The organism is Clostridium sp. CS001 (assembly GCF_020443565.1).
Lineage (GTDB): Bacteria > Bacillota > Clostridia > Clostridiales > Clostridiaceae > Clostridium_AD.
Genome location: NZ_JAIZZN010000001.1, coordinates 307,452 through 320,119 on the forward strand (window position 1 = coordinate 307,452; position 12,668 = coordinate 320,119).

The 12,668-nt window shown below is 29.9% G+C and carries 12 protein-coding genes; 4 read left to right on the forward strand and 8 right to left on the reverse strand.

The features are described 5' to 3' along the window. Window positions 1-47: 47 nt before the first annotated feature. The 3 genes from LGK97_RS01460 to LGK97_RS01470 all read right to left on the reverse strand — a co-directional run bounded on the left by LGK97_RS01460 (window position 48) and on the right by LGK97_RS01470 (window position 3,163). Complete coding sequence (locus LGK97_RS01460) at window positions 48-599, reverse strand: hypothetical protein (RefSeq protein WP_226257952.1); 552 nt, start codon at window positions 597-599, stop codon at window positions 48-50. 354 nt (window positions 600-953) lie between these two features. Beyond that, complete coding sequence (locus tag LGK97_RS01465) at window positions 954-2,231, reverse strand: FAD-dependent oxidoreductase (RefSeq protein WP_226257953.1); 1,278 nt, start codon at window positions 2,229-2,231, stop codon at window positions 954-956. Beyond that, window positions 2,228-3,163 carry a sulfide/dihydroorotate dehydrogenase-like FAD/NAD-binding protein gene (locus tag LGK97_RS01470; protein WP_226258008.1) on the reverse strand — a complete coding sequence of 312 codons (936 nt, stop codon included), beginning with the start codon at window positions 3,161-3,163 and terminating at the stop codon, window positions 2,228-2,230. The genes LGK97_RS01465 and LGK97_RS01470 overlap by 4 nt, the downstream gene beginning before the upstream one ends. 117 nt (window positions 3,164-3,280) lie before the next feature. On the opposite strand from LGK97_RS01470, the gene LGK97_RS01475 reads away from it, so the two are divergent. Next, window positions 3,281-3,940, forward strand: coding sequence for a phosphatase PAP2 family protein (locus LGK97_RS01475; protein ID WP_226257954.1), 660 nt, complete (start codon window positions 3,281-3,283; stop codon window positions 3,938-3,940). Between the two features lie 48 nt (window positions 3,941-3,988). Here the strand turns inward: LGK97_RS01475 and LGK97_RS01480 are convergent, their stop codons facing one another. Both LGK97_RS01480 and LGK97_RS01485 read right to left on the reverse strand, forming a co-directional pair. Further along, window positions 3,989-6,307: an ATP-dependent Clp protease ATP-binding subunit gene (locus tag LGK97_RS01480; RefSeq protein ID WP_226257955.1), complete on the reverse strand. Its 2,319-nt coding sequence runs from the start codon at window positions 6,305-6,307 to the stop codon at window positions 3,989-3,991. A 190-nt stretch (window positions 6,308-6,497) separates the two neighbouring features. Continuing rightward, complete coding sequence (locus tag LGK97_RS01485; protein ID WP_226257956.1) at window positions 6,498-6,653, reverse strand: hypothetical protein; 156 nt, start codon at window positions 6,651-6,653, stop codon at window positions 6,498-6,500. Window positions 6,654-6,864: 211 nt separating this feature from the next. On the opposite strand from LGK97_RS01485, the gene LGK97_RS01490 reads away from it, so the two are divergent. After that, window positions 6,865-8,463: a recombinase family protein gene (locus tag LGK97_RS01490; protein ID WP_226257957.1), complete on the forward strand. Its 1,599-nt coding sequence runs from the start codon at window positions 6,865-6,867 to the stop codon at window positions 8,461-8,463. 182 nt (window positions 8,464-8,645) lie between these two features. Here LGK97_RS01490 and LGK97_RS01495 read toward each other — a convergent pair whose 3' ends face one another. Beyond that, window positions 8,646-9,779 (reverse strand): D-alanyl-D-alanine carboxypeptidase family protein, encoded by a 1,134-nt coding sequence (locus LGK97_RS01495; RefSeq protein ID WP_413228405.1) that lies wholly within the window; start codon window positions 9,777-9,779, stop codon window positions 8,646-8,648. Window positions 9,780-9,912: 133 nt separating this feature from the next. On the opposite strand from LGK97_RS01495, the gene LGK97_RS01500 reads away from it, so the two are divergent. Then, window positions 9,913-10,473, forward strand: a complete 561-nt coding sequence (locus tag LGK97_RS01500) for a DUF2953 domain-containing protein (RefSeq protein WP_226257958.1) — start codon at window positions 9,913-9,915, stop codon at window positions 10,471-10,473. Next, window positions 10,466-10,897, forward strand: coding sequence for a GerW family sporulation protein (ytfJ, locus tag LGK97_RS01505; protein ID WP_226257959.1), 432 nt, complete (start codon window positions 10,466-10,468; stop codon window positions 10,895-10,897). Before LGK97_RS01500 ends, ytfJ begins: the two co-directional genes overlap by 8 nt. 179 nt (window positions 10,898-11,076) lie before the next feature. Here the strand turns inward: ytfJ and scpB are convergent, their stop codons facing one another. Then, the gene (gene scpB / locus LGK97_RS01510) at window positions 11,077-11,679 is read right to left on the reverse strand and encodes an SMC-Scp complex subunit ScpB (RefSeq protein ID WP_226257960.1); all 603 of its coding nucleotides are present in this window, start codon (window positions 11,677-11,679) and stop codon (window positions 11,077-11,079) included. A 1-nt stretch (window position 11,680) separates the two neighbouring features. Beyond that, entirely contained in the window at window positions 11,681-12,421 is a 741-nt protein-coding gene (locus LGK97_RS01515; RefSeq protein WP_226257961.1) for a segregation/condensation protein A, read from the reverse strand. Window positions 12,422-12,668: the final 247 nt, after the last annotated feature.

The window sequence follows — 12,668 nt, forward strand, 5'->3', positions numbered from 1 at the left end:
ATTTTGGAAATCTTCTCTTCATTTTAATATGTGTAAGATAACAATTATTATTGATTTATGGCAAAAATTATATATTTAGGTGAGGTTGAGTTACTAGCGGGATTGGCAGCAAACCATATTTTTCCGTCATCTACCATAGCACCTTTATAATTAACAACGGTTTCTTCCACCTTTTGATTAACCAAGGCATTTTTTACTTCTTTTGTGATTATTGAATCATAATTCTTAATAAATTCTGCTTTAGTCGTAATTTTATTGTTTACTCCCACTAAAGGATAGCTAATATACTCCGCAACTTTTTCTTTTTCACCCTTAGCTACTAATAATTGAATATTCTTGAAGGTTCGCTCAAATTCAACTGCATCATCTATTCCAGCAATACTATATCTATTAGGAGTTTTTTCTTTGACTTCTGTTTTATCCTTTGTCTTGTCTTCTGTTTTATCCTTTGTCTTGTCTTCTGTCTTATCTTTTGTTTTATCCTCAATTTTAGTAGGTGTATTATTTTTAATTGCATCTATATCATTTTTGTTACTACAAGCAGTTATTGCTATGGCAGATATACTAATTAATAATAAAGCTATTACTTTTTTATTCATAATTCCCCTCCTATGTTTACAATACTTATATTTCTTTACAATAAATATTGTAATATAAATATCCTACTGATATGTTACAAATGGTTTACAATCCTTGATAGCTTGATAACTCATATAACCGTATGTTTATATTATCTTCTACATTTTTGATATGATTCCTTCTAGACTAAAGATTCTTTTACTATATTGAGGTTTACTATATTGTCATTATTTAAATAGTATGGTTTATACTAGAAATCATACCTTCCAGTTACTGTTTCACACCTCGAGTTCTTAACATGAATTGTAAGTTTATCTTTAATTTAAAAGAAGCAATAAAGGAAAGGTAAGAATTTTACCTTTCCTCTTTCACTGTTATATAAGTTTTTCATCAAATATATGGGTTAGATTTAATTTCTCCACTTTTCCTTCAATCTTATCTATATCCAAAGTATAAAGTCCCATTTCCTCCATTCTATTAAAATATTCTGACCCTGCAAAGGTATATCTATTTGCTCTTCCTTCTTTTGAGTCCATTTTCTCATTTACATAGGCTATTATGTCACCTATAGCTAGTGCTCTTGGTAGTATAAGTAGTGGCATACCAAGATAATTTCGCACAGCATTATGCCCTGCTAGAGCACCTGTAGCTATTGCTTCTGTATGCCCTACAAATAGTCCTGCTTTTTCTCCTGCACAGAATAAATTACCAAGACCTACAACCTTAAGACTATTGGTTCTTGGGGCTACAGATAAATATCTAATTGAGTTCCCTTTGCCGCCAGCGTACGGGTCAACGTATTTTGCATTTTCAAGACCTTTAATCTTTCTTAATTTATCTAATGGATAATAAGAAGTCATTAATTTAGCATGACCAGTATCTAACAAAATTAAATTCTCTGCAAACTCTTTAAGAGCATATTGTTGGCATACCTTCATTTTTAATTTATCTAAATTCACATCCTCTTCTGGAACCTTTAAAACCACTACTCCAGTTTCGTCTAGCTGTTTTATTACCTCATCTGATAAAGATTCCTTCGCTAGTTTACATGATCCACTAAATGCGCCGTATACATCTTTCTCTCTTTCACCTTTTAAATCTTCAATTCCAGCTCTGTAGCTTATGCTAACCCTAGGACCATATGCTGGACATCTTAAAATACACATAGAACATCCATTTCCATACTTTAAACAATTACCCATTGGCCCAGTAGAGCCTGTAGTTTCTACAAATTCATCTGCCTCTATATACTTTCCATCAGATAGATATATCCCTTTTATTCTATCGCCATCCTTTTCAACATCCACAACCCTAGTTACAAGGTTTACTTCAATACCCATATCCTCCAAGCATTTTAATATAGCTGGTTCTATTTTGTTTACATCGTAAAGCCAAGCATGTTTATGACCTGGAAAATCAATGTTTTTGTGTCTACTGTTCTTATCAGTCAAATGTATTAATTCTCCTGCTCCTAGTGCTATTAATTCCTCAGTTGCAGTGTATCTTCCATTATTTCTCATTATTCCACCCACATTCCCTAGACCTAAAAGCATATCTGTTTTTTCGTATAATGCAACTTCTGCACCAGCTTTTTTCGCCGTTATTGCCGCGCTACATCCAGACCAACCACCACCAATTACGATAACCTTCAAAATACTCTCCTCCCCTCTAATATATATTTAGGCTCTGTTTGCATTTTACATAGCCTTCTCAATTTACGATCATTATTCTTTCTTGTACAGCAACCACATATACCCTCTCCACAACACATCTTCGCATTATTACAACATGAATATTTAATATTTTTATCTTTATCTTCTATAACTTTCATAAGTTCATAATTTAAAATATCTGCTGCATCACAATGAACTAAGCTAATATCATTATTACTAATTAGATCATCCAATATATTATTAAATTCCTCTGTGATTCGTCCACGGACTATGGTATTACACTCTATTACTTTTGAAGCATATTTTTTTAAATACTCATTAACAAAGCTATTTTTGTACGGAGAATTATCAATAACTACAATAATTTCATTTTTGTTTCCATTCAAGTATTTTAGTGGTGGAATCATAGGCGCTTGACCTATTCCCCTTGCAACAATTATGCATTTGCTATCCTTTATGCTATTTATGTTTTTAAATCCTAAAATACCATTCCAAAATGGTGCTTTTACCAGCATCATATCACCTTCATTTAACACATCTAATGCCTTTGTTTTTGATCCCTTTAATTCTATGGCAATAGTTATTGTATTATTTCTTGTATCAGTATCCATTATTGATATTGGAGTATCAAATATACTTTGCGTGTTTGGTCTTCGTGCAAAAATATAACTACCTGGATGAATCAACTCACTTACCAACTTATCACTTGATTCTAATGTAAATATAATAACGTTGTCCTCAAACCTTTCCTTGTCTAATATCTTACATTTGTAATATTTCCTACCTTCTTTAGCTTTGTAATTGTTTGAAGCATAATCTTGATATATACATACTCCATTGAAATTGCAACAGTCACAGAAATTTTTACCTGCAAGTTGTGAACATAATATACAGTCCCCCGTTTCTGCCAGACGGCAAGGACATGGTTGAGGTACTAAACTGCGATACTTTTATAACTTTTTCTTACAAAGCTATTGAAACTCTTGTATTTTTCAGTTAAACTAGTGTTTGAAGAAAGGACTGATTATTTGAAAAAATATTTAAAAAATTTATTGCCCCTACTGCTCATTGCTTCTGTTCCCCTTTCTAATCTTTTTTATTGGGCACTAAATAATACCCAAAGAGGCATTTATGATTTAACTACTGATTTAGATAGAGCGCTGCCACTTATAAAAATCTTCATAATACCTTATATGACTTTGTGGTTTTATTTGGCCGTTTGTTATGTTTATTTATGCTTTAAAAATAGAAAGGTTTATTATAAGATTATGCTTACCTTGGTATTATGTTATGTTGTCGCATTTATCACTTATTACTTTTTTCAAACAACAGTTACAAGACCAGTTGTTACCGGAAATGATTTATTTTCAAAAATGATTTTATTTACCTATAATTCTGATGAACCATTTAATTGTTTCCCAAGCATACATGTAATTACAGCCTACCTAGCAATTAAAGGAATTAATGCTACTAATGCTATAAAGAAAATTAAAATTCCGGTTAATATCATAGGCTTTCTTATAATTATCTCTACTGAATTTGTTAAACAACATGTTATAATGGATATTTTTTTTGCAATGTTATTATGTGATATGTTCTTCAATTTGATTACATATGCAGATAAGCAGTACATATTGTTTAACTCAAAAAAAATTCCTACCTCTACAAAACAAGACATCAAGCAATAATATTACTTAATCACAAAAGCTACTGAATAACCTTCAGTAGCTTTTGTCTTATACTATAACAATTTTGCCTTCATTTAGCTTCATAACTATGTTTGAGCCTTCACTAACCTTGTTTTGAAGATAGTAATCTGCAAGCTCATCTTCAATGTATTTTTGAATAGTTCTTCTAAGTGGTCTTGCACCATATTTCTCATCATACCCTTTTTCTAATATAAAATCCTTTACCTCTTCAGAAATATCCAATGTAATTTTCTTTTCTTTTACCTCTCCCACTACTTCCATAATCATTAAATCTACTATTTTACGAAGTTCTTCTTTTTTAAGAAGCGTAAATATAATTGTCTCATCTACTCTATTTAAAAATTCTGGTCTAAAGGTTTCTTTTAATGCGTCTTTGACACGAGCTTCTAGTATATCGTAACCATCTTTTGCAAACCCGATGCTACCAGTTTTAAATTGAGTACCTGCGTTGGATGTCATTATTATTACGGTATTCTCAAAGAAAACTGTTCTGCCTTGACTATCTGTTAGTCTTCCATCTTCAAGGATTTGAAGTAACATGTTAAATACATCTGAGTGAGCTTTTTCTATTTCATCTAAAAGAATTACAGAATAAGGCTTTCTCCTAACTTTCTCAGTTAACTGCCCACCTTGGTCATAACCAATATATCCTGGTGGTGCACCAATTAGTTTTGAAACAGTATGTTTTTCCATGTATTCAGACATATCTATACGAATTAATGCTTCTTCACTTCCAAAAAGCTCACAGGATAAAGCCTTTACTAGCTCTGTTTTTCCAACTCCAGTTGGACCTACAAAAATAAAAGAAGATGGCTTTTTCTTTTTCCTAAATCCTGAACGATTACGTCTAATCGTTCTAGCTAAACTTATTATAGCCTCATCTTGGCCGATTACACGTTTATGTAATCTATTCTCTAAGTTTAATAACCTTCCCGCTTCTTTTTCTGTAATTTTATGAATTGGGATTTTAGTCCATGTTTCAATAACATAGGCAATATCCTCTAAAGTAATTTGAATATCTCTAGATCCCTTTTCAAAATCGTCTATATCTTCTTTTATTTTACAAAGTTCCATTCTGTACTGCGCAGCTTTTTCAAAATCGCCATTGCCTTCTGCATCTCTCTTTTCATTTTGAATTTCTTCTGATTTTTCTTTTAATATTGCTAGTTCCAAAAGACCTTTATTTTTTAAATTAGCTCTAGACCCAGCCTCATCAATAACGTCGATAGCTTTATCTGGTAAAAACCTATCTGTTATGTATCTTTCAGATAGATCTACAACTTCTTCAATTATTTCATCTGATATTATAACTTTATGATAGTCTTCATAGTATTCACGTATACCTTTTAATATTTCTATTGTCTCTGCTATACTTGGTTCTTCAACTAGTACTGGCTGAAACCTTCTCTCAAGCGCTGCATCCTTTTCTATATACTTTCTGTATTCCTCTAGGGTAGTAACTCCAATAACTTGTATTTCTCCCTTAGCTAATGCTGGTTTTAAAATATTCGCTGCATTCATTGCCCCACCTTGAACCTCACCAGCACCCATTATATTGTGTACCTCATCAATAACTAATATTATATTTCCACTTTCTTTAGCCTCTTCAATAATTGCTTTCATGCGGCCTTCAAATTGTCCCCTAAATTGTGTACCTGCAACCACAGCAGTAAGATCAAGTAGATAAACCTCAGCACCAAATAACTTCTCTGGAACTTGTTTTTCTGCAATTCTTACGGCTAATCCCTCTGCAATAGCTGTTTTACCTACCCCAGCTTCACCAATCAATATAGGATTGTTTTTGCTTCTTCTATTTAAGATTTGGACTACCCTGTCAATTTCTCCATGCCTTCCAACTACCTTATCTACACCATTTTGATTTGCTTTTTCCGTTAAATTTATACCGTATGTATCTAAGTTCTTTCGCTTCTTTTTAAACCAGTTCTTTTTTGATTTGCTAGCATCCGGTTCTTTTTCCTTAGTAAACATTTCAGCTTCATTTTCTATATCTTCACTTTCTTCCTCTTTCGTTGAATGAAAACCATTGAAGATACTATCAATAAGCTTTTTACCATCGCCACTAGCAATATTCATATCCAAATTTTTAAAGTCCTCAATATCTAATTCGTCTAAGTTCATATCCTTGAATATACTCCCCATTTGGTGATTTAGATTTTCTATATCCTCTGGAGATATTGAAGCTTGCTGCATCAACTGATCCATTACGGGAATCCCCTTTTTTCTAGCACACTCTATGCATAAAGCTATAGTTTCAGTTTTCCCATTTTCAACTTTCGATGTCAATATCATTGCTATATTTTTTTTACACATTTCACATAACTTCATATAAATCATCTCCATATTTCATGTTTTCATATTCAAATAAATAATAAGCTAAAATAGCCTATTATCCCATTTGTTACTTATTTAAATCCACCTATATCAATATTATAACAGTATATCATTTTTCACATAAAATTTGTTTATATATTCGTATAATTTCCTCTTTGTTAATAAACTACAACCCTCGGTAGATTTAATTCTTTAGACATATCTTTTCTATTAATTCATCTATATCTTCTAATGAAAGATCAGAAGCTATTGTTCTTGCAACACTAATAGTATATTCCTTTTGCAAAGTTTCTACCTCTTCTTTATTTGATTCTAATAGTATTCTACAGTTGACCTTCATTATATTCCTCCAAGTAGGATTTTATATTATAGTATTCGTTTTTAGCATAAATGCTACTTAACAGTGAATATAACCAAATATATTTACCTCAATACATTGTTACGGAATATTATTTTTCTAAAATTCATATCTATATTTTATAGAGGAATTATATAGTTATGTATCTATATGCTTTATCAATAAGTAAAATTAATTATTAGGAGCAAATAAATTGAAAACTGCTGCTATATACTCCAGGAAATCAAAAATTACTGGAAAAGGCGAATCAATAGTTAACCAAATTGAAATATGCAGGCAGGAAGGACTACATTTAGGTATTGAAGAATTCATAATATACGAAGATGAAGGTTTTTCAGGAAAAAATATTAAAAGACCACAATTTCAAAAAATGCTCATTGATGCAAAGGAAAAACGATTTGATGTAATTATATGTTATAGACTAGATAGAATAAGTAGAAATATCTCCGACTTTTCCACTCTTATAAATCAATTAGATAGCTTTCACATAAGCTTTATAAGTGTTAATGAACAATTTGATACCTCAACGCCTATGGGCCGTGCTATGATGTATATTGCCTCTATTTTTGCACAGTTAGAGCGTGAAACTATAGGTGAAAGAGTTAGAGATAACATGTTGGAATTATCTAAAACTGGAAGATGGCTCGGAGGACAAACTCCTTTAGGCTATGAAAGTAAAAAACTTTGCTATTTAAATGCTGAATTTAATGAAAAGACTATGAATATATTGTCTCCTATAGAGGAGGAATTGCAAGTAGTAAAGGTCATTTATGATAAGTATTTGAAATTCAAATCTATCAACCAAGTTTTTATATATCTTTTTAAAAACAATATCAAAACCAAAAATGGTGCTGACTTTAATAAGAAAAGAATTCAACTTATACTAAGAAATCCACTCTATGTTAGAGCAGATGAAAATGTTATGAAACATCTTGACGCTATTGGAATGAATGTAATTGGAATAGCTGATAATAAACATGGCATCCTAACTTACAACAAGAGTAAAGGCACCAAAATTAAGCGTGATGTAACTGAATGGATTGCTGCAATTTCTGCACATGAGGGAATCGTAGATGCCTCGCTCTGGCTGGATGTTCAACAAATATTAGATGAGAATAAAAATAAAGCCCCGAGACTTGGTACTTCCGCTGCTGCACTTCTTACTGGAACTTTAAAGTGCTCTAAGTGCGGTAAAAGTATGGTTGTTAAACATGGTCATACTAGCGCCAAGAATAATAAAAAGATTCAATACTATGTTTGTAGCACTAAGGATTATTCAAAAGGCGTGCGGTGCAATAATTCTAATATCCGTGTGGACATACTAGAAACAATGGTTATAGACCACTTGAAAAACATTCCCATTGATAAAGATGTTTTTATAAAAGAGCTAAATAAAATTAGGTTTAATATTATCAAAAGTAACTCTACGAAATATGAAACTTCTGATATACCAAAACAAATTAAAATAAAACAATCCCAAATGGATATTTTGATTAACCAATTATCCTTGGATGATGAAATTTCAAAGTATTTGAGACCTAAAATCTTAAAATTGGGAAATGAACTAGAAAAGCTAAAGCTCAATAATGAAAATTTAAAACTCACTTCATATAATCACCTAAATCAGCAGTCATATGTACCCAAGTTTTTTAATTCTTTAACCGACTTGTCTTTTATAATTGATGATTTAGATTTTAATAAAAAACGTTCATTAATTAATAGTATTATAGAATCTATATATTGGGATGGTGTCAAATGTACCGTAAATATTAATTTTAAGACAAAACACTAGACTGCTTATCGCAGTTTAGTGTTTCTAGGACAAAATTCACTTCCTACATCAATACAATCATAGGGCTCATAACTCATAAGAATACCTCCTAAGTACTATATACTATTAAAATACTTAAGATTCTAAAATTTGTTACAATTAAATCATTACCTGTAGTGTTGCAATATGAGCGTTTAAAAGTCTTAAGATTTATGAGGTATTATTAATTTTTTAATTTTATGAAGTTTTAACATCAGACTATTCTTTCTGTCCACAGAGTTCTTAGCCACTAATCCTTCCGTAAATAGAAGTTTATTGTCCCCATATATTTCTACCATTCCTATGCCTTCCCCTTGTTTTAACGGTGCATATACATCGTATAATGGCTTTTTAACTTTAACTTCTATGTTTACACCTTTTTTGACTGGAATTACAATATCTTTTTTACTTACTATTTCAACATTGTTAGTTCCATTTTTTATGCTAACGTTTTCTAAAACATCACCTTTAGTAATTATTTTTTTAAAATCATAATTTTTATCCACGTATTCACTAATCTTTTTAGTCTCTTCCCATCTAGGTGTACAATTCAAAGTTACTATAACAACATCTCTATTTTGAATTTTAACTGAAGTCACTAAACATTTGCCTGCTTTTCCCGTAAAACCTGTTTTTACTCCTGTAGCGTTTGGTAGAAGCCATAAAATTTTATTTATATTATGATAACTTCTAGTAAAGTTATACTCCTTGGCATCAATATCCTTACAGCCTACTATTTCATTAAAAAGTTTTATTTCTTTTGCCTTTGTAGTAACTAACGCTAAGTCATATGCTGTTGAGTAGTGGTTTGTACTGTCTAGTCCATGAGGAGATTCAAAATGACTATTTAACAATCCGATTTCTAATGCATATTCATTCATAAGTTTAAGAAATTCATCAACGGATCCACTTATTCCCTCTGCAATGGCAATTGCAGCATCATTTCCTGACCTTAACATAAGACCATATAATAACTCTTTTAAGGTTATTTCTTCTCCCTTTTTTAATCCTATCTCTGATCCTCTTATTGATGCAGCTTTTTCCGATATAACTATTTTTTTGTTTAAATCTCCAGATTTAATTGCTACTAATGCAGTCAATATTTTAGTTGTGCTTGCAATTTCAATTGGATTGTATGCATTCTTTTCATATAAAACAATCTTCGTTTCACAATCTACTGCTATTGAACTTATAGCATTAACATAGATATCATCCGCATATACAATAGATGCAAAAGACGTTAATATACATAATAGACTTAAGCATAATGACAAATAAAATTTAAATGCTTTTTTCACTGTATCACCTCTTCAAAATTTTATTAAAATTTAACTTTCAATTAGATACGGATAATGGAATTATTCTTATTTATTGATTTTTTTATAAACTATTGGACATAATAGAAATTACTAGATGCATTGGGAGGTTAAGATGTTTATAACTATAATAGTATTTCTTTTTACGTTAACAATTATATTATTTCCAATACCTTTAAAAATAACTCTTAAATACTCAAACAAAACTTTAGGAGTTTTTATATATAATAAAAAATTGAAAAAGAAAGAATTATCAAAAGATGCTATAAAAAATTTACCAGAAAAAAAATTATATAGCCACCTTGAATTAAAAGATATGAAACAAATCTTAAATAAAATTAAGAAATTAAAACTAAAGCTCACATTAAGTTTAAACACCAAACTAGAGTACGGATTTGATGACGCTGCTTTTGTAGCTATTTTATTTGGATTAATTCACTCCTCTTATAGTTTTTTGTATTCATTATTAATGAATTATATTGAAGTAAAAAAATTTAATCTTGTAGTAATACCTCATTTTGAAGAAAGTGATTTTAATATGGAAATCTTGGGTATAATTTATATGAATTTAGTAAAAATTATTTATATGGCATTTATAATCTTGATTTGCCTTATAAAAATAAAACATAAAAAAACAAACTTGAAAAAATATAAAGGAGGAAATGTAAATGGATAATCATCCAATTGAAAATCTAATGCGAAGCACTATGGAAAGTATAAAAGATATGATAGATGTAAATACAATTGTTGGTGACCCTGTATCAACTGCAGACGGAACTACAATCATCCCCATCTCAAGAGTATGTGTTGGTTTTGCATCAGGAGGTAGTGAGTTCAACAGTACCTCATGCTCTGACTCAGACAACAAATATCCTTTTGGTGGTGGTTCTGGTGCTGGCGTAACTGTTAAACCTGTTGCATTTTTAGTAATTAAAAAGGATTCAATAAGGTTATTATCCGTAGATCAACAAAATACATATGATAAAATTGTTGATGCCGTACCTCAGGTTATTGATATTATTAAAGGTATGTTTAAAGAAAAATGTGATAATCCCTCACAGCCTGAAGATGAAAATACTAAAAGTTGTGATGAAAAGTAGTCTACACTTGAAATTTCAACTACTTTTATGCAAAATTCCCAAACTTTAAAGTGGTGATTAGTCCCCGATTATCACTTATGATTTTTTTAAAAATAAGCCTCAACACTGTAAGTTTTTTCACTGAAAAACCTTACGGTGTTGAGGTTTAATAATTGATATATCATTTATATCAAAAATAACTAATCAGTTTCATTCTCATCAATGCTTGGATCTAAATCCTCTTTATTAAATTCCTCTAAAGAAGGCATTTCACCCAGACTTTCAAAATCAAAATGCTTAAGAAATTCATCTGTTGTTACATAAATAATAGGTCTTCCCGGAACATTCTTTCGTCCATTTTCTTTAATTAGTTTTTTTTCAGATAAGGTATATATAGCCCTATCACTTTTTACACCCCTTATCTCCTCGATTTCCACCCTAGTTATGGGTTGTTTATATGCAACTATTGCTAAGGTTTCAAGTGATGCTTGTGATAGGGATTGCTTGATGTTTGTCTTTAATAGTTTTTGAACATATTCACTATTACAAGACTTTGTAACAAATTGATATTCATCATTAGTTACTATAATTTTAATACCTCTTTCTTCTTCTTCTTCATATTTCATTATTAATTCATTTAATAATTCAATTGTAAAATCAATGCTACATTCTAATATATTTGCTATTTCACTTAACTTTAATGATTCACCAGTAACGAATAGCAATGATTCAATAATAGAAAAATAGATGTTTTTGGTAGATACCTCTTCAATCTCTAGTTGTTTAATATTCAATTCACTCATGTTAAATTACCCTTTCTAAATATATATCTTTAAAGTTATTTTCTTGAATTACTCTAACACTCCTAATTTTAATCATCTCAAGTAATGCTAAAAACGTAACAATAATTTCTAACTTTGATGAATAGTCCTTAACTAACTTTGTAAAATGGATTTTTCCCCACTTATCCAATTTTTCTTTTAATTCTAACATTTTATCTTCAATTTTGTATTCATCTACTAAGACTTTCTTGTTTATTACATTGTTTGTATTCATTTTATTTCTATATTGTTGCATTAAATTGTTGTATAAATCATACAAATTCAACATTGTAACATTCTTTAAGAAATCTATTTCATTAACTTCATTATTAATTTCTTCAATTATTTCAGGTTTTTTACTAAAAAAAATACCTGTACCCTGTTCTAGCACCTTTAAATTTTCAGCTATAACTTTATACTTCCTGTACTCTATTAATTTATTTAGTAATTCCTTTTCTATATCTTCTTCGTCATCCTGGCTTTGTTCATCTTTATTTTTGGGTAATAGGTGCTTAGACTTAATTTCAATTAAAGTTGCTGCTATGACAATAAATTCTGATGTTACCTCTAAATCCATTTCTTTCATATCTTCAAGGTATTCTAAATAGTGATTTGTAATCTCAAAAATGTTAATATCATAAATATTCATCTCATTTTTCTTAATAAGATGTAATAATAAATCAAATGGTCCTTCAAAATTAGTTACTTTTATGCTTAATGACATGTATACTCTCTCCTAAATAAATAATTATAAATAAAAAATCATATTTATATGATTTTTTATTTTAGCTTGTTTTAAGTATAATGCATCTTTTAAAAAATAACTAGTATATATGTTTCAACTTTAAAACTACATTTAAATTACTGGTGAATATTTGTTCAGAGCGTAAAGTAATTGTACAAATACTATTGAAACATATATAATATAACAATATCAATATAAAATTACACTGTTTTAAAAAACATAGCTT